Here is a 19,580-nt window from a genome sequence, read left to right as displayed (position 1 = left end):
AACAAAATGTTTATTATTTAATACGACCATTTTCGTTTTCTAAAGCAGAATTTCTTGTTCTTGGACCTTTTGCTTTACTATCTGCAAATTTATATGTGATGTTTAGTTTAAGTTGACGGGTTTCAAAATAACTGTAATTCTTCATGTAAAAACCCTCAAAATTCTGAGTAGAATAAGCCTTACTTCCTTTATAAATATCTGTAAATGCTAGTCTGACTGTTGCGCTATTTTTAAAGAAGTTTTTTTGTAAACCTAAATCTATCTGACTTGTAGCTTTCATAATTTGGTTACCACCAATCAGTCTTTTAGAATTTAAAAAACCTAAAATTTCTCCTGTAACTTGATACGGCATTTTAAAGCGTTGCTGAATATTTAAGCGACCTGCAAACTGTTTTAGATTTAAATCTCGATATTGATCAAATGAGATTTTATTTTGAATATGATAAACTGTGCCGTTAAAGGTAATGTCCCACCATTTAGTTGGAGTATATAACTGGGTTAGGGAAAGTGAAATATTTTGTTGTACGCCAAGGTTTCTAGGGATCATTACAATACTAGTTTTAGCTATTGTATCTGTAATACTTGCGCTAAAATCGCTTGTGTGTGCAAAGTTTAAGCTAACTATAGTATTACTTTTATAGGCGTATTGAAATGTAAAACGATGACTTAGTTGGGGTTTTAAAAATGGATTTCCTTGCCAAAAAGAAAGTTCATCTAATAAATAAACAAAAGGATTTAAGTCATTATAAGCTGGTCTGTCAATCCTCCTCGAGTAACCAAATGAGAAATTATGATTTTCTGAAGGTTTAACCGATGCACTAAAAGATGGGAAAAGATTGGTATAATTTCTCTTGATATTCTCTAGCGAATCTTTTCCATTTATTTTAAAAGCTAATTCACCTTCTGAAGCAGAGTTTTCGATACGTAAGCCTCCTTGCAAAACCCATTTACCAAACGACTTTTTATAATTCACATAGGCGCTTGCAATGTTCTCATTAAAATTAAATGTATTAGATCTACGTTCATCAAATACTTCATTTGTATTAAATACTTGATAAAATCTTGAATTATTACTCGTTTCAATTGCAGAATATTTAATACCAGTTTCTAGCTTGCCTTTCCAGAGATTTGTTGTATAATCTGCTTTAACTGCTTTTAAGTAGATTTTTGCGCCGTTTAAAGTTCTGTAATAATTTTCTTGTGTTACATTATTCTGGGTCGAATAAATGTTAGATTGAAGATTACCAGCTCCCTTTTCGTAAAATCCATAGTCTGCATCGATATTAAAAATTTTACCTAAAGTATCTTCGTATTTATAATTTAGATTTATGTTATATCTTTCGGTATTCTGATGATAATAATCGTTTATAGCCTTTAATGTTTGATCAATAGTTGATGAATTTGGCAAACCAATATCTGTTCTGGTATCTGTAATGCCACCACCAAAAATAAAATTTCCATTCACTAAAATACCCACTGTGTTTTTGTTGTCAATTGTATAATCTGCGCCCAAACGAGCGCCCATTTTCTTTCGCTTATCTACATCATCGGTAAAGCTATCATAAGTTTTTCCATTCTGAATTCTATCAGAGCCGTATAAATAAGAATAATAACCAAAAAAGTGGTTGTAACTTCCATAAATATTCAACTTATCATTTCTATAATTAAAAGATAAATCTTGATTTTGCCTTACATAAACTCCGTAAGAAATGCCAGCTGTAGTTGTACCATTAAATCCTTTCACTTGAGATTTTAGTGTTTTAATATTGATAATTCCGGAAGAACCTGCAGCGTCATATTTTGCAGTAGGACTATTAATAATTTCAACGGATTTAATTCCAGATGCTGGCATTGCTCTCAATAAATCAACTATTTCTCTACTAGATAAGTAAGTTTGTTTTCCATCTAATAAAATCATAGCACCTTGTTTTCCATTTAGGGTAATTGAATTATTGTTGTCAATAAATATCCCCGGCGCATTCTTTAATGCGTCTAGCGCATTTCCACCTTGTGCTGTAATACTTTTTGCAACATTATAAGTGATACTATTTGCATCTACTTCAATTAAATTTTGCTTAGACTGGACTACAACTTCATCTAATGTTTGCGAGGTAGAAACTAAATAAATGATGTCAAAATCTTTGTTGGCAAGCTCGAAAGCAACTTTATAGGTTGTAAAACCAGTATGCTTTATGATTAAATTATATACACCTTTTACATTGAAACTTAATTCAAATAATCCATTAGTTGTAGAGACAGTTTTTGCTACCTCTTTATTTTCGGAATTTACGAGAGAAACTGTTGCATCAGCTATTGCTTGTTGAGTTTCATTTAAAATTTTGCCATTTATTTTGAAAGAAGTTGTTTGGGCTAGCAAGGTGAAATTGGTTGCCAAAAAGACAAAAACGAAAAGTACAATTCTAAAAACGTGCATCTACTAATTAATATATGTTGCACTAAAATGCAATTTAAATCATAAAGTAGAGAATTGTAACTATAATGCTGTAATTATGGAGATGTAGAACGTTTAGCCAAAGGAATATAATCCATAGGTACCATATCGGCTACTTTTTCATACGCCCAAAAACCTTCAAATAGGAGAGAGCGAGAATCTAAAATCCCTCCACCTTCATAAAAACGAATTGGCCCATCGGTCAGTTTAGCTACAGATAGTTCGTAATCAGGAATGTATAAAGGTCTGAATATCCAAAAGCCAGAGTTAGCATATACTGTTGATTCTCGTTCTTTCGTATACATTACACATAATGAATTGGTGTAATTTAACAGCTTTAAATCCTTGTTATAATAATGTACCAAAGTATCTGGAAGCACTTCTGCATTGTTAAATTTATCTATGAATTTTGGCAGCGCTTGTTGCTTTTGCCAATATGCTAATAGAGAGGTATCAACTTTTGCAGCGTTTTTTCGTATACCAGTTTTTCCGGGTGGATTTTTAAGTGCTAAAATATTTTTGTTAATGATACTATCTGGAGCTCGATTTGGATTAGGTACTTTTATTATTTTATTGATAATAAAACCCTCTGCTTGGCTTGTGCCTTTATAAAGTGATTTGAAAAAATGTTGTGCAGAACCATAATAAGCAATTTCTCTTAGATCAATATATTTTTTATTTTTTGCATTGGATGCTTTTAATTCCTCAAAGAAAGGTTTACCAGCATAGTAAATAATATTTGTGCGCTTGTTATATTCAAAATAATCTAGCATATATTTTATTCTATAACCAAGTGCCTTATTCTCTACAATTAAAAATTCATCGGTTTTAACGGTTAATGTGCTTGTCGTAATATCATAATCAACTCTTAACACTTGCGGGTTTATGATTTTACAAGCTTTAGCGTTTGGTGAAGTTCCAATAAAATATTGCTTAAACTGGTTGATGTATTTTTGTCGATTAGGATCAGCCCGAATTACAACTTCGTTTAGCATTACTGCATTTTCTTTTAAAACAAACTCTACCTGAACTGATTTATCAGAAATGATGATGTTTTTTGAGAAAGGAAGATAACCAATCATTTGAACTAAAATATCGTAGCTGCCAGGTTTTAAGTTTGGGAGTCTAAATTTTCCTTCAGCATCGGTAGCGGTAGCAATTTTATATCCACTCACATACACACCGGCGCCAGGTAAAGTTTCCTTTTTGTCTTTAACTACACCTGTTATGGAAAATGTGTTTTGTGAAAATCCTTGAATACTTAAAAATAAAATAAGACAGGATAGCAAGAGCGCTCTAAACATGGCAACTAATGTAGTAAATCAGCTATATATTATTTAATAATGAAGAGAAATTTAACTTTTTTAACATTTACTACTTTTTCGTCGTAGGTATATAATCCATAGGGACCAAATCTGCAACTTTTTCATATGCTAAATAACCTTTGTAAAGTAAACTTCTAGGGTCGTATATGCCTCCATTTGCATAAAATAGTACAGGAGGCACCATTAAATCAAGGACAGAAATTTGATAATTAGCCAAGTCAGGTGGACGGGATTGTTTAAGCCCTGAACTATTATATGAAGATGATTCGAGTTCGTTTTTGTAAATGATATATAAAGCATCCTTATAATTCATCTGTTTTAAGTCAGCATTAAACGATTTTACTAAAGTATCTATTAAAACATCTCCACGGATTAATATATTTATCTCTTTGGGTTCATTTCTTTGCTTCAACCAATACGATAGTGAATCAGATCCATTAAATGTAATTACTCGATTTAATCCACTTTGTCCACTAGTTAACCTTTTAATAGTTGCATTAATCAAGCTATCAGGTTTTCTTCCAGGATTTGGAATTGTACCCAATTTATTAATAACAAAACCTTCTTCCTTAATTCTGTTTGCATACAATGATTTGAAAAAATGCTGAATAGAGCCATTGTAAGCAATTTCTCTGTTCTTCTTCCATTTTTTTTGTTTAGCACTACCTCCTTTTAATTCTTCAAAGGATGGAAGCCCTGCATAATAAAATATTTTAGTTCTGTAGTTATACTCAAAGTTTTTTAGCAAGTATTTTATGCGATAGCCTAGCGCTTTGTTTTCGATTAATAGAAAGTCGCTTGCTCGGATAGTTAATAAGCTATTTGGAATATCGTCATCAACACCTAAAATATTCTCATTTAGTATTTTACACTCACTTGCATTTGGAGTTTTTCCAATAAAGAAATCTTTAAATAAAGCGATATAATATGCTCTATTTGGATCAGGCTTAATGACCACTTCATTCAATAAGGTCGTATTCTCAGTTAGTAAAACTTCAATATTTATCGACTTATCTGAGATGATTATATTTTTCGAATAGGGAAGATAACCTATCATTTGCACTAAAATATCATAATTACCAGGCGCAAGTTTTGGCAATGCAAATTGTCCTTCACTATTAGTTGATGTAGCTATTTTGTAACCACTAATAAATACAGAAGCACCAGGAAGCGTTTCTTTTTTGTCTTTAACAATTCCAGTAATAGAATAAGTGTTTTGGGCAAAAGAATAAAGGCTAATACAAGTAATCAGTATAAAATTTAACAACAATTTTTTAACCATGCTGTAAACTTAACTAAATAATTAGGTGTTAAAAAATAAAATAAACGTGACAATAGAAAAAAGAGAACTATCCTAATAAGTCTTTTGCATTTTGTAAAGCAGAAGCTCCTGGATTTTTGCCGCTTAGCATTTCCGCAATCGCGTAAATTCTATCTTCAGAGTTTAATTTACGAATACCTGTAGTTGTTTTATTGCTTTCTTCGTGTTTATAAACAAAGTAATGTGAATTACCTTTAGCTGCAATTTGAGGTAAATGGGTAATAGATAATACTTGCATATCTTCTCCCAAACTTGCAATTACTTCACCAACTTTTAACGCAGTTTCGCCAGAAATTCCCGTGTCAATTTCATCAAAAATTAAAGTAGGCAGGGAGGTGTACTTAGCTAATAAAGCTTTAATAGTTAACATTAATCGAGATAATTCACCCCCAGATGCAACTTTATTTAGTGGAGCAGGTGCTTGTCCAGCATTTGCCGTGAAAAGTAAATTAATTTCATCTAAACCATCTTTAGTTAAATCCGTTAGTGCGTTTTGATTAAAAATCAATTTGGCATTTGGCATACCAACTTGTTTTAAAGTTAAAGTAGTTTGTTCCTCAACTATTTTAATGGCTTTTTTACGATTTAAGCTTAATTCATTTGCTTGCTTTTTTAATTCAGCGGTAAGTGAAACGATGTCTTTTTTCAACTGTTCAATCTCTTCATCAGAATTAATTAATTGGCTTAAATTATCTTCTAGCTGTTGTTGAATGGTCAATAATTCGCTGTTATTTGCTACACGATGTTTTTGTTGTAAAGTATACAAAACATCTAATCGTTGTTGAATAATTGTTAATCGCTCTGCACTATGTAGTGTTTTTTCTTCAATGCCAGCAGTTTCATCTGAAATGTCTTTAAGTTCAATTATGCTAGAACGCAACCGCTCATAGAGTACATTAATTTCAGGAGCAAATTTTTCGATACTTTGGAGTTGCAAAGATGCTTCTTTTAAAATGCTAGTTGCAGAAACTTCATTTTCAGTAAGTAGGGAAGTAGCAGCCAATAAACTTCTTTTAATACTTTCTGCATGAGTTAACCGCTCGAGTTCTTGCTCTAATTCTTCTTGCTCACCTTCTTTTAATCCTGCTTGCTCTAGTTCATTGAATAAAAATTGTTCGTAATCTTGCTTGCTTCGAGCTTCATCAGCTTTGCTAATTAAAGTTTTTAACTGCAAGCTATTTTGTTTTAACTGTTTAAAACCAGTTCTATAGGTTGCTAAAAGCGAGGAATGATTAGCTAAAGAATCTACAATCAATAGCTGAAAATCTGCATCATTAATTTCTTGTGTAGCATGTTGAGAATGAATATCAATGAGTTGCTCCCCAATTTGTTTTAAGATAGTAAGATTAACCGGTGTATCATTAATAAATGACCTCGATTTTCCATCTATAGAAATCTCTCTTCTCAAGATGCTTTCATTAAGAAAATCTAAATCATTCGTTTCAAAAATGGGTTTTAGCTTTTCATCTGCCAATAAAAAAATACCTTCTATTACACACTTTTTATTTTGATTAAAAAAGTACTTGCTTTCTGCCCTTTGACCTAAAATTAATGAAAGTGCCCCTAAAATGATAGATTTTCCAGCACCAGTTTCACCTGTAATAATGTTTAAACCCTGATCAAATTCAATGTCTAAACTATCAATTAAAGCATAGTTATGTATAGAAAGTTTTTGTAGCATATCGTGATGCTAAATTAACATAAAAGCTTTTAGCTTTCAAGAATAGATTCGAGTTTAGTAAAATAAAAAAGGGTAAGAAAATTAGTTCTTACCCTTAGTGTATCATTTGTTTGTTGTTATTAATTCTCTTTGTTTTTAAGTTTTAATTCAAAAGCCTTTTCTAATTCAAGTTTTAAAGGAGTAGTAGCATTAAGCTTTATACTTGGAGTTTCTAAAATAGCATCTGGAGTGTTTAACTTCAAATTGGTAATAGTCGAAAGTTTAGCAGTTAAAGGCAAAAAAGCCTTTTGTACATCTAAGTTACTGTCAAATAATAAGAAAGCTTTGTCAGTTTTAATTCCTTTGGCTTTTTTTAATTCCTCTAAATCTTGTTCATATTTTTTTCTCAACTCTTTGTATTCTGGTGAATCTTGAAGCTTTTTAAGCTCTTCCATTTTATCTTTCCACTCTTTAGAGTTGAATTTTTTATTCATTTCTTCAGCATTTTTTTGGATATCGGCCATTTTGCTTTTCCATTCAGGAGAGTTAAATTTTTTCTCCATCGCTTCGGCATTTAGTTTAATCTTAGCCAATTTATCTTTCCATTCAGGAGAATTAAACTTTTTTTCCATTTCTTTAGAGTCAAATTCAATCTTTGCCATCTTATCTTTCCATTCAGGAGAGTTAAATTTTTTCTCCATCGCTTCGGCATTTAGTTTAATCTTAGCCATTTTATCTTTCCATTCGGGAGAATTGAACTTTTTCTCCATCTCTTTAGAATCAAATTCAATCTTCGCCATCTTATCTTTCCATTCAGGAGAGTTGAATTTTTTCTCCATCGCTTCAGCACTTAATTTAATCTTAGCCATTTTATCTTTCCATTCTGGGGAATTGAACTTTTTCTCCATCTTTTTAGAATCAAATTCAATCTTTGCCATCTTATCTTTCCATTCAGGAGAGTTGAATTTTTTCTCCATTGCTTCGGCATTTAATTTAATTTTATCCATTTTAGCTTTCCACTCAGGAGAATTGAACTTTTTGTCTAGCTCGGCCATTTTTTTCTTCAAACTATCTGGCATATCATCCATCGTAGTATAGATTACTTCTTTGCCATCATTTCCTTTAACAATCATTTTAAATTGCTTTTTCTTTTTGGTTGTATCGGTGTCAGCTCTAACAACTAAATGTTTACTTAAATTTTTTGTTTCACTTGGGGCTGCTTTAATTAATGTTAAAGAAATAGCCTTCTTGGTTTTTTCTGCTGGTTTTTTGGTTGGGTTAATCCATGCCAATGAAACAACGGTGGCAATCGTTAAGGTCAGGATGAAGAATTGCTGCTTAGCATTCATATAATTCGTTTTCATATCTGTGATTCTTTTAATTCGTTGGTACAAATGTTGATTTTTACCCGTTGCTGCAAGTGACAGCGACGGCGTTTGTTTGTCTTTTAATAATTCTAATTTCAGTAATGCATGTGCATAGGTTAACGGTGTTCCCGTGAAATTAACCACCAAGTCATCGCAGGCATGTTCTCTTTCTATATGTATGAATTTGGTGGTAAGCCATACAAATGGATTGAAGAACAATAACGTTTCTATACAGGTTTTAACAAGGTTGATTAGATAATCATTACGACGAATGTGTGATAACTCGTGTATTAAAATCGCTTCAACTTGTTTCAAATCCAATTGCGTAGCTAATGCAACAGGAAATAATACAACAGGTTTAAAAAATCCAATCACCAAAGGCACATTCACTTTAGACGATAAGAAGAATTTAACTGTTTTATTGATCTTTAATTGAGTAAGTGTTAATTCGAAAATTCTACTCCACTCTGCAGGCACAGATAAGGTACTTACCTGCTTTAATTTTTTAAGTTTTACATAACTTGATAAAAGGATGAGCAATTGAAAAATAATTCCAACTAAATACACCGTAACCACCATTGGGAAATATGCTTCAGTTTTAAAATTAAAATTTCGACTTAGCTCCGATAAATTCTGATAAGCAGCTTCGTTAAATGCTATACTTTCTATAGACGTGCTTGTTGTTGGCAACTCGAACACCGTAAAAAAAGTAAAACAAAAACTAGCAAAAATTAGAAACAAAGAACCAAAAGCAAGGTTATGTTTTAATCTCGAATTCATTTTAGGCCAAGCCATCAGAACGATGAATAGCATAGCATAAATGATTGCGCCTTGCCATAAAGAATGAAGAATGCTCCATCCAATAGCCTTAATAAGATTATTTATCATTGCTTCCATGATTATTTGTTTTCAAGTTTTTCCAAATATTCCTTAATCAAATCTATCTCCTCCTGGCTTGCTGTTTTATTTCCTAAGGCCTGCATTACTAAACGAGCAGCAGAGCCATTAAAAACATTATCTATCATTTTATTAACCAATTGTTGTTGAGTTTTTTCTTGGTTAATTAATGCACGATAAATATGCGTTTTAGCGCTAGTATCCCTGTCCACTAAACCTTTCTCATGCATAATTTGCATTAGTTTTAAAGTAGTGGTATAACCAGCATCTTTTTTATTTAAATCCTCATGAACTTCTCGAACGGTACAGGTTCCTTTTTGCCAAAGTACCTGTAAAATTTCCATTTCGCCTTCTGTTGGTTTGATGTTTGAATTGCTCATTTTGTTACACTACGAATTTTTTCGTATTCAAATGTACGAATGTATTCGTATAAACAAAATATTTTAACGAAAATTTAACATTTTTTTTTGAAGAGAGTAAAAAAAGTGACTTAACGAGCCTTTTTTAAGGCTTCGTATTTGCTGATATTAGCTGGGTCGATATCACTTAATAGATTATAAGCTTTGATTTTTTCTTGTAAATCGATTGTGGATAATACATTGGTAATCTCATCAGCCTTGGTTGCAAAATAAACATTAGGGAAAATAGATCCTAACTTTTGCTTATCCATTTGTTGTAGAGCTGGCAATAATGCGAGTATATTTTTTGCGCCATTAGATACATTATCTTGCAGTTTATCCAATCCATTAAAGTGATAGTTATAAATAAAAACACGAAGTTCTTTAAACGTAGCATTCAGCAGATTTTCATTTAACCAATAACGATTACGTAAACCATCGAATGCTTTCCAACCTTTGTTGCCAGAAATTTGCGCAACATTTAAAACGTTTTGAGCTTTATTATAATAAGGCGTACCTCCTAATTTGCTAAAGCTATCCTTATCTAAACCGATAATTGTATAGGCATAATAACCTAAAAGTGAACTTAAATTAGTGATGAAATTCTGATCAGAAAAATCTAAAGACTGTCCATCATTGTAATTAAAATCAAAATCTTTATCGTTAATATTTAATAAAGTACTGTAATAAGAACTAGCATAAACTGGTCTGCTAGATTGTATTTGTGCCTCTGCGGTATAAGCAGAACTGCCATCCCATGAAGTTATGGTAAGTACAAGGTTGCATTCGATTCTCTCTTGTGGTAAATAAGTTTCAGTAGTCCACTTATTATTATTCAAAAAATCTCTAATTGTATTTTGTAGTACTTCTAGGTTTTTCTTATTGATATTAGAAATGTTTGGAGCTAAAACTTGTACTCGAGTATTTAATTCTTGTGCATGTACAAAGCCACAAATTAGTAGTGAAAAGATAAAACCTATAATTTTCTTCATTTATGTATTAATTTAAGTATTTCAGCACAAATATCTTTTGCGACTTCAGTCTTAGATTTTGTTTCAAAACTAGTTTTATCAAATGCTCTATTAAATAAGGTGATTTTATTGGTCTCTGTTTTAAAACCAGCCCCTTTATCATTTAATGAGTTTAATACAATAAGATCTAAATTCTTTTTCTGCAATTTTTCTTGTGCATAGGATTCTTCCTGTTCAGTTTCTAATGCAAATCCAACTAAAAACTGATTATCTCTTTTAATATTGCCTAAGCTTGCTAAAATATCTATAGTTTTTTTAAGATTGATACTGAATTCACTATCCTTCTTTTTGATTTTCTGCGGAGCAACTTCAGTAGGAGTGTAGTCTGCAACAGCAGCACTCATAATAGTAATATCACTTTGTGAAAATTTTTCCATACAGGCAGACAGCATATCTGCAGCACTTATAACATCAATCCGTTGTAATTGGGTAGTTGTCTTTTCGGATGTAGGGCCTGTAATTAACGTTACATCAGCGCCTAAAGCAACCATTTCATTAGCTAAGGCAAACCCCATTTTACCAGAGGAATGATTGCCAATAAAGCGAACTGGATCTATGGCTTCATAAGTTGGACCAGCAGTAACTAGAACTTTTTTGCCAAGCAAGGGTAAATTCTTCTTTATTTCCTTTGTTAAAAATTCAACAATCTCATCTGGTTCAGCCATCCGACCTTCGCCATATAAACCACTAGCTAACTCGCCTTTATTTGGTGCAATAACAGTATTACCAAAGCTTTTTAGTTTTTCAATATTTTCTTGAGTGCTTTCATGCTTCCACATATCTAAGTCCATTGCAGGAGCTAAAAACACTGGGCACTTAGCAGAAAGGTAAACTGCGGTAAGCAAATTATCGCACAAGCCATTCGCCATTTTGCCAATGGTGTTGGCAGATGCAGGAGCAATAATCATGTAGTCTGCCCAAAGACCTAATTCCACATGATTACTCCAAACGCCAGTTTCGGCTTCGAAATATTGAGTATAAACAGGATTTTTAGAAAGAGTAGCCAATGTGAGAGGAGTAATGAAATTACTCGCATCAGCAGTAAGAATAACCTTAACGTTTGCACCACTTTTTATAAGCGCTCTAACTAATAGAGCTGACTTATATGCGGCTATACTGCCACAAACACCAAGAATGATATTTTTTTTGCTAAGCATGATAACCAAAGATTAGAAATTAAGTTGGCTTACCAAAACGTATTAAAGCTTTAAGCCGCAGATATGCAAATTAAATGTAATCTGCATATCTGCGGCTTCAATATTTAGCCAATAGCTAATTATTTTTGTTGCTCTTTAGCCGGATTTCTGTAGTAAATTTTATCATTCAAAAATTCATCAATTGCAATTAAGCTAGGCTTAGGCATACGCTCATAGTGCTTGCTTATTTCAATTTGTTCTCTGTTTTCGAAAATTTCCTCCAAGTTGTCGTTTGATGAAGCAAACTCTGCTAATTTACCGTGCAACTCTTCTTTCATGTTGTTAGAAATCTGATTAGCCCTTTTTGAAATTATCACTAAAGACTCATAAATATTATCAGTATTTTGATCTAAATCATGTACATTTCTAGTTACCGTAGTATTTGGTATAGCGGGTTTTGGTGTATTCATTATCCTATGGGTTTTTAATCTCTACTTTATTAGTTGTACTATCTCTTTGTTTTTCACCTTTCTTTTGTAGGGCATTATATTTAGCTACTAAAGCTGCTTCTTCAGCAATAAGTTTTCTAGCAGTAACAATTCCAGCTTCGCTATCATCCTTCAACTGTTTAGCTTCTTTTGCATATTTACTATTTGGATAAGCTTCAATAAATTCATTATAATAGCCAATAGCTTCGTTAAAACGATCCTCTTGTCTAACTGCATAACTGTTTTTCGCATACATATATTGCGATTTAACAATTAATAAATTCATTTCCTCAGCATACTTAATGTCTGGGAATTCAATTTGAGCATTTTTTAAAGCTATTACAGCCGATTTATAATTTGTAATATCATAACCACCTAAATCATAATATAATTTAGCGTTATCAAAAGCTTTGCTTTCTAACTTACCACGTAAATTAGCAATATATTGAGCCGCTTGTGTTGCACGATCACTTTTTGGATATAAGTTGATAAACAACTGCAAAGCGTCAATAGCCTTATACGTATTTTCTTGATCTAAAGAAGACTTAGGAGAATCTAAATAATAGCAATAAGCTCCCATATAACGACACTCTTCTGCATTTTTACTTGCAGGATAAGTATCTGCAAATTCTTTGAATTTATAACGAGCCGTTGTATAGTCTTTTAAACGATAAAGTGTAAAAGCATAATAGTAATTCAAATCTTCTGCTTCTGCAGTTCCTCTATATTTTTGTGCTAAGCCCTCAAATAAAATTAAAGCCTTTGAATAATCTTTCTTGTTATATAGTCTAATACCCTCTTGGTATTTTTTGGCAACATCATTACTTAGGCGTAGTTTTTCAAAACGGCTTTTACAGCCCGCTACACCTAATAAAATGGTAATAAAACTTAAAATAAGTATGTGTTTAATTTTAAACATTGTGCAAAGATAAGGTAATAATACGATAACGTCAATTAAAAATAATAGTCCGCTAAGCTAATTAAAGGCTTTCAACCTATCAAACACTTAACAATTTTTAACATAAAGCTTTAAATAAACACTATGGGTCAAGTTATAAAGTGGTTTTTATATTAGATTAACAAAAATAAAATTCAGTATCATAGTAGAATAACCTCTGCCATATTTCATCTTTATCAATACTATATAAGTATTGGTTAATACTAGGAACTAAGCTTATATATATAAGGATAGCTGTTCCAATCTTTATCCGCTATACAGCCGCTATGTTGATTACAGAAACTATTTATATCGTGTTTTTATTAGATAAGTTTTCGTAGATGTAATAGTGCTTCGTTTTGGTCCTGACCATTTCTGAAGCAAATTAACAAATGCTTTAGTAAATGTCTTTAAACAGGTTATGTTAAAACGGGGTCTGGTCGGGGTTGGTTCGGGGTTTGGTCGGGCTTGTGACAATCGGATCCGACCAAGGCCCGAACCATGTGCGGGTGGATCCGGTCCGATGGTAGGGCTGTTGTGTTCCGGACTGCTGCGGGTGCAAGCCACTTGCTGGAAAGGCCTAATCAAACTTTTTCTGGGTGTGTTCCATGCACTTAGGGTTTTTCCTGGGGAAATAGTTAGGTGGGTCTTGGTGTTTTGGGATAGATTTTCTACCTTTGCGTCCCGCTTCGGAGGAAGGGGGATGGATGCCGGAAACGGCTCTGGTAGTGCAGGGGGGAGGGATGAAAACAAAGCGGCTTATTTATAGCCACTTAGAACAAACCTCAAAAAACTTGAAAAAAAAGTTTTGGGAAGCGGAAAAGTTTCCTACCTTTGCAACCCGCTACGGAGGTAACGGCACAGGAAGAAAGGGATGAAGGAGGAGAGGGATTTTGAAATAGGGAGGCTATATGGAAAGCAAACAACGGAGCGGAAAAAAAGTTTCGATTTTTTTTAAAAAAAGTTTGCAGGAATAAAAAAGTTTCCTACCTTTGCAGTCCCAAACAAAACGGGAGCCGATCAGCGGATGTTGAGAAGGCAGAATAAACAAGATTGAAACAATGAAAACGTCGAGTGGCGGTTCGGAACAACAAAGACCGGAACAAAGCAGGACATTGACATTGCAACATATACAGATCACCGCGAGGCACGATCGAAAAGTTCATTAAAGAGATATCATTTATACAACGCAGCGGGGCAAACAGTACGATTTCAAAGTACATGACACCAAGCTGTTTCTTAAGTCTATTCTATCAGACAACATAATAGAATACAAGACTATTTAATTTTTAATAACACTAGAATAAGAATGGTCAGTGTTCAAACAACACATTTTACAATGGAGAGTTTGATCCTGGCTCAGGATGAACGCTAGCGGCAGGCCTAATACATGCAAGTCGAGGGGTAGTGGTTGCTTGCAACCATGAGACCGGCGCACGGGTGCGTAACGCGTATGCAATCTACCTCTATCTGGGGGATAGCCCGAAGAAATTCGGATTAACACCGCATAAAATCACAGTACGGCATCGTACAATGATCAAATATTTATAGGATAGGGATGAGCATGCGTGTCATTAGTTAGTTGGCGGGGTAACGGCCCACCAAGACCACGATGACTAGGGGATCTGAGAGGATGACCCCCCACACTGGTACTGAGACACGGACCAGACTCCTACGGGAGGCAGCAGTAAGGAATATTGGTCAATGGAGGCAACTCTGAACCAGCCATGCCGCGTGCAGGAAGACAGCCCTCTGGGTCGTAAACTGCTTTTATTCGGGAATAAACCTACTTACGTGTAAGTAGCTGAATGTACCGAAGGAATAAGGATCGGCTAACTCCGTGCCAGCAGCCGCGGTAATACGGAGGATCCAAGCGTTATCCGGATTTATTGGGTTTAAAGGGTGCGTAGGCGGCCTGTTAAGTCAGGGGTGAAAGACGGTAGCTCAACTATCGCAGTGCCCTTGATACTGATGGGCTTGAATACACTAGAGGTAGGCGGAATGTGACAAGTAGCGGTGAAATGCATAGATATGTCACAGAACACCGATTGCGAAGGCAGCTTACTATGGTGTCATTGACGCTGAGGCACGAAAGCGTGGGGATCAAACAGGATTAGATACCCTGGTAGTCCACGCCCTAAACGATGAATACTCGCTGTTGGCGATACACAGTCAGCGGCTAAGCGAAAGCGTTAAGTATTCCACCTGGGGAGTACGCTCGCAAGAGTGAAACTCAAAGGAATTGACGGGGGCCCGCACAAGCGGAGGAGCATGTGGTTTAATTCGATGATACGCGAGGAACCTTACCCGGGCTTGAAAGTTAGTGAAGTATCCAGAGATGGATGCGTCCGCAAGGACACGAAACTAGGTGCTGCATGGCTGTCGTCAGCTCGTGCCGTGAGGTGTTGGGTTAAGTCCCGCAACGAGCGCAACCCCTATGTTTAGTTGCCAGCACGTAATGGTGGGGACTCTAAACAGACTGCCTGTGCAAACAGAGAGGAAGGAGGGGACGACGTCAAGTCATCATGGCCCTTACGTCCGGGGCTACACACGTGCTACAATGGATGGTACAGAGGGCAGCAAGCTGGCAACAGCAAGCAAATCTCAAAAAGCCATTCACAGTTCGGATAGAGGTCTGCAACTCGACCTCTTGAAGTTGGATTCGCTAGTAATCGCATATCAGCAATGATGCGGTGAATACGTTCCCGGGCCTTGTACACACCGCCCGTCAAGCCATGGAAGTTGGGGGTACCTAAAGTACGTAACCGCAAGGAGCGTCCTAGGGTAAAACCGATAACTGGGGCTAAGTCGTAACAAGGTAGCCGTACCGGAAGGTGCGGCTGGAATACCTCCTTTCTGGAGTAGGAAAGACTACTCGCTGCGTAAAAAATGATACATATCTCTAAAAGGAAACACCAAGAAGACGAGCCATCGGCACGACTCAGGTCTGCAGGGGCGAGATTAACAGTCCCGTAGCTCAGCCTGGTTAGAGCACTACACTGATAATGTAGGGGTCTCCAGTTCAAATCTGGACGGGACTACAAACGCTAAGTTTTTTTGGGGGATTAGCTCAGCTGGCTAGAGCGCCTGCCTTGCACGCAGGAGGTCAACGGTTCAACTCCGTTATTCTCCACCATCACCGGTACCTGTTACAAAAGGTACGTTTATAATAAGGATGCAGCAATGCAGCCTCGGGATTGAAAAGTTCTTTGACATATTGGAAGAAGTTAATAAGAAGAGCAAACAACAATAGAGACGTTGTTAGCTTGGAGTTCCCTCGGGGACGAAGAGGTAACGACAGATCAAAAAAAGCATTTATACAGGCGCAAAAGGCTGTATAGAGAAGAAAGTAAGAAAGAGTATACGGGGGATGCCTTGGCTCTCAGAGGCGATGAAGGACGTGATAAGCTGCGATAAGCGCTGGGGATCAGCAAATATGAATTGATCCGGCGATTTCCGAATGGGGAAACCTGGCATGTTGAAGACATGTCGCACATAGTGCGCAAACCTGCCGAACTGAAACATCTAAGTAAGCAGAGGAAGAGAAAATAATAATGATTTCCTAAGTAGTGGCGAGCGAAAGGGAAAGAGCCCAAACCAGTTATGTTACGGCATAGCTGGGGTTGTAGGACTACGATGTGATTATAATGCAATGAAGTGGAACGGGATGGGAAGCCCGGCAAAATAGAGTGATAGCCTCGTACACGTAAGTACCATTAGTCTAGTAGTATCCTGAGTACCGCGAGGTCGGAGACGCCTTGTGGGAATTTGCCGGCACCATCCGGTAAGGCTAAATACTCCTGAGAGACCGATAGTGAACCAGTACCGTGAGGGAAAGGTGAAAAGAACCCCGAACAGGGGAGTGAAATAGAACCTGAAACCGTATACTTACAAGCGGTCGGAGCGTCCAGGTGGCGTGACGGCGTGCCTTTTGCATAATGAGCCTACGAGTTACTCTTCTCTGGCAAGGTTAAGTGTTTAAGACACGGATCCGAAGCGAAAGCGAGTCTGAATAGGGCGTATAGTCAGGGGAGGTAGACGCGAAACCTTGTGATCTACCCATGGACAGGTTGAAGGTGCGGTAACACGTACTGGAGGACCGAACCGATAAACGTTGAAAAGTTTCCGGATGATCTGTGGGTAGGGGTGAAAGGCTAATCAAACTGGGAAATAGCTCGTACTCCCCGAAATGTTTTTAGGAACAGCGTGGTGGTTAAGTTATATAGAGGTAGAGCTACTGATTGGGTGCGGGGAAGTCAAATCCTACCAAATCCAGACAAACTCCGAATGCTATATAATATACACTGCAGTGAGGCCCGGGGTGCTAAGGTCACGGGCCGAGAGGGAAAGAACCCAGACCATCAGCTAAGGTCCCTAAATTACCGCTAAGTTGAACTAACGAGGTGCGATTGCATAGACAGCTAGGATGTTGGCTTGGAAGCAGCCATTCATTTAAAGAGTGCGTAACAGCTCACTAGTCGAGCGATCGTGCATGGATAATAAACGGGCATTAAGTGGTATACCGAAGCTATGGGTAATATTAATATTACGGTAGGGGAGCATTCCAGCGGCAGCGAAGTTGTAGCGTGAGCTATGGTGGAGCTTCTGGAAAAGCAAATGTAGGCATAAGTAACGATAAGGCGGGAGAGAAACCCGCCCACCGAAAGGATAAGGTTTCCTGATCAACGCTAATCGGATCAGGGTTAGTCGGGGCCTAAGGAGAACCCGAAGGGGATATTCGATGGACAACGGTTTAATATTACCGTACTTTTTATAGATGCGATGTGGGGACGGAGTAGTGACACTGCCGCGAACTGACGGAATAGTTCGTTAAAGACTGTAGGTATTAGAATGGTAGGCAAATCCGCCAATCTAGCTGAACGTCGATAGTACCGCAAGCCTTCGGGTGAGTGGATAGCGCAGGTAATCAGACTTCCAAGAAAAACCGCTAAGCTCCAGTCTATAAAAACCCGTACCGCAAACCGACACAGGTATCCGGGAAGAGAATTCTAAGGTGCTCGAGTGAATCATGGCTAAGGAACTCGGCAAAATGGCCCTGTAACTTCGGGAGAAGGGGCGCTGGTAGCAATATCAGCCGCAGTGAAAAGGCCCAGGCGACTGTTTAACAAAAACACATGGCTTTGCAAAATCGAAAGATGAAGTATAAGGCCTGACACCTGCCCGGTGCTGGAAGGTTAAGAGGGGATGTCATCCGCAAGGAGAAGCATTGAATCGAAGCCCCAGTAAACGGCGGCCGTAACTATAACGGTCCTAAGGTAGCGAAATTCCTTGTCGGGTAAGTTCCGACCTGCACGAATGGTGTAACGATCTGGGCGCTGTCTCAGCCATGAGCTCGGTGAAATTGTGGTCCCGGTGAAGACGCCGGGTACCCGCAACGGGACGGAAAGACCCCATGCACCTTCACTACAATTTAACATTGACATTGGATACAGGATGTGTAGGATAGGTGGGAGGCTTTGAAGCGGCGTCGCTAGGCGTCGTGGAGCCAACGTTGAAATACCACCCTTTTTGTATTCGGTGTCTAATCCCGCCCAGCGGGAGACATTGTTTGATGGGTAGTTTGACTGGGGTGGTCGCCTCCAAAAAGGTAACGGAGGCTTTCAAAGGTAAGCTCAGTACGCTTGGTAACCGTACGTGGAGTGCAATAGCATAAGCTTGCTTGACTGTGAGGCAGACAAGCCGAGCAGGGTCGAAAGACGGATATAGTGATCCGGTGGTTCTGCATGGAAGGGCCATCGCTCAAAGGATAAAAGGTACGCTGGGGATAACAGGCTGATCTCCCCCAAGAGCTCATATCGACGGGGAGGTTTGGCACCTCGATGTCGGCTCGTCACATCCTGGGGCTGGAGAAGGTCCCAAGGGTTCGGCTGTTCGCCGATTAAAGTGGCACGCGAGCTGGGTTCAGAACGTCGCGAGACAGTTCGGTCCCTATCTGTTGTGGGCGTAGGAATTTTGAGTGGGGCTGACCTTAGTACGAGAGGACCGGGTTGGACTAGCCTCTAGTGAATTTGTTGTTCCGCCAGGGGCATTGCAGAGTAGCTACGCTGGGGATAGATAAGCGCTGAAAGCATCTAAGTGCGAAACTAGCCACGAGATGAGAATTCCATATAGGACCGTAGAAGACTACTACGTCGATAGGTTACAGATGTAAAGCTGGTGACAGCACAGTCGAGTAATACTAATCATCCGAAGCTTTCAAGAGCAACACGTTGTTTGCTCTTCCAAACTAACTTCTTTCAATAATATGTCATTCTAGGCTGGACCCTTGTCCACCTATTAACGATATTCAGGTGCCTATATCGGCGGTGTCCACCTCTTCCCATTCCGAACAGAGAAGTTAAGCCCGCCAGAGCCGATGGTACTGCAGTAACATGTGGGAGAGTAGGTCGGTGCCAGATCCTAAAGAAGCCCTGTAACGAAAGTTGCAGGGCTTTCTTGTTTATACACAATTTCAATATGGAATAAAAAGATTGACAATATAAGGTAGTCCTATAAAAGCAGGAGTACATTACTTCTTAATAAACTTTAATGCCTTTCCAAATCGAAA

Annotated in this window: 10 protein-coding genes, 2 tRNA genes and 3 rRNA genes; 5 read left to right on the top strand and 10 right to left on the bottom strand. The window is 37.2% G+C overall.

The annotated features are described in order from the left end of the window. Positions 1-13: 13 nt before the first annotated feature. The 10 genes from ACHMWN_RS00075 to ACHMWN_RS00030 all read right to left on the bottom strand — a co-directional run bounded on the left by ACHMWN_RS00075 (position 14) and on the right by ACHMWN_RS00030 (position 12,994). Positions 14-2,434 carry a TonB-dependent receptor domain-containing protein gene (locus ACHMWN_RS00075; protein WP_397296650.1) on the bottom strand — a complete coding sequence of 807 codons (2,421 nt, stop codon included), beginning with the start codon at positions 2,432-2,434 and terminating at the stop codon, positions 14-16. A gap of 74 nt (positions 2,435-2,508) precedes the next feature. After that, positions 2,509-3,756: a carboxypeptidase-like regulatory domain-containing protein gene (locus tag ACHMWN_RS00070; protein WP_397296648.1), complete on the bottom strand. Its 1,248-nt coding sequence runs from the start codon at positions 3,754-3,756 to the stop codon at positions 2,509-2,511. 70 nt (positions 3,757-3,826) lie between these two features. Next, on the bottom strand, positions 3,827-5,059 hold the full coding sequence (locus tag ACHMWN_RS00065) for a carboxypeptidase-like regulatory domain-containing protein (protein ID WP_397296646.1): 1,233 nt from the start codon (positions 5,057-5,059) through the stop codon (positions 3,827-3,829). A gap of 67 nt (positions 5,060-5,126) precedes the next feature. Continuing rightward, positions 5,127-6,779: a DNA repair protein RecN gene (gene recN, locus ACHMWN_RS00060; protein ID WP_397296644.1), complete on the bottom strand. Its 1,653-nt coding sequence runs from the start codon at positions 6,777-6,779 to the stop codon at positions 5,127-5,129. 119 nt (positions 6,780-6,898) lie between these two features. Further along, positions 6,899-9,022 carry a M56 family metallopeptidase gene (locus ACHMWN_RS00055; RefSeq protein WP_397296641.1) on the bottom strand — a complete coding sequence of 708 codons (2,124 nt, stop codon included), beginning with the start codon at positions 9,020-9,022 and terminating at the stop codon, positions 6,899-6,901. A 2-nt stretch (positions 9,023-9,024) separates the two neighbouring features. Continuing rightward, a complete protein-coding gene (locus ACHMWN_RS00050; RefSeq protein ID WP_397296639.1) occupies positions 9,025-9,402 on the bottom strand; it encodes a BlaI/MecI/CopY family transcriptional regulator in 378 nt (125 codons plus the stop codon). A gap of 110 nt (positions 9,403-9,512) precedes the next feature. Further along, positions 9,513-10,412: a DUF4835 family protein gene (locus ACHMWN_RS00045; RefSeq protein ID WP_397296637.1), complete on the bottom strand. Its 900-nt coding sequence runs from the start codon at positions 10,410-10,412 to the stop codon at positions 9,513-9,515. Beyond that, complete coding sequence (coaBC, locus tag ACHMWN_RS00040; RefSeq protein ID WP_397296635.1) at positions 10,409-11,608, bottom strand: bifunctional phosphopantothenoylcysteine decarboxylase/phosphopantothenate--cysteine ligase CoaBC; 1,200 nt, start codon at positions 11,606-11,608, stop codon at positions 10,409-10,411. Before coaBC ends, ACHMWN_RS00045 begins: the two co-directional genes overlap by 4 nt. A gap of 119 nt (positions 11,609-11,727) precedes the next feature. Next, a complete protein-coding gene (locus ACHMWN_RS00035; protein WP_372819821.1) occupies positions 11,728-12,057 on the bottom strand; it encodes a DNA-directed RNA polymerase subunit omega in 330 nt (109 codons plus the stop codon). Positions 12,058-12,061: 4 nt separating this feature from the next. Then, positions 12,062-12,994 carry an outer membrane protein assembly factor BamD gene (locus ACHMWN_RS00030; protein WP_397296632.1) on the bottom strand — a complete coding sequence of 311 codons (933 nt, stop codon included), beginning with the start codon at positions 12,992-12,994 and terminating at the stop codon, positions 12,062-12,064. A 1,354-nt stretch (positions 12,995-14,348) separates the two neighbouring features. On the opposite strand from ACHMWN_RS00030, the gene ACHMWN_RS00025 reads away from it, so the two are divergent. The 5 genes from ACHMWN_RS00025 to rrf all read left to right on the top strand — a co-directional run bounded on the left by ACHMWN_RS00025 (position 14,349) and on the right by rrf (position 19,431). Beyond that, positions 14,349-15,868, top strand: a 16S ribosomal RNA gene (locus ACHMWN_RS00025). A 110-nt stretch (positions 15,869-15,978) separates the two neighbouring features. Beyond that, a tRNA-Ile gene (locus ACHMWN_RS00020) sits at positions 15,979-16,053 on the top strand. An 18-nt stretch (positions 16,054-16,071) separates the two neighbouring features. Next, positions 16,072-16,148 (top strand) — tRNA-Ala (locus ACHMWN_RS00015). 207 nt (positions 16,149-16,355) lie between these two features. After that, positions 16,356-19,234 (top strand): 23S ribosomal RNA (locus ACHMWN_RS00010). An 85-nt stretch (positions 19,235-19,319) separates the two neighbouring features. Beyond that, positions 19,320-19,431: ribosomal RNA gene (gene rrf, locus ACHMWN_RS00005) — 5S ribosomal RNA — on the top strand. Together the 16S, 23S and 5S rRNA genes with 2 tRNA genes alongside form the textbook arrangement of a ribosomal RNA operon. Positions 19,432-19,580: the final 149 nt, after the last annotated feature.

Source organism: Pedobacter sp. UC225_61, assembly GCF_044452285.1.
Lineage (GTDB): Bacteria > Bacteroidota > Bacteroidia > Sphingobacteriales > Sphingobacteriaceae > Pedobacter.
This window is presented reverse-complemented; position numbering and strand designations above follow the sequence as displayed.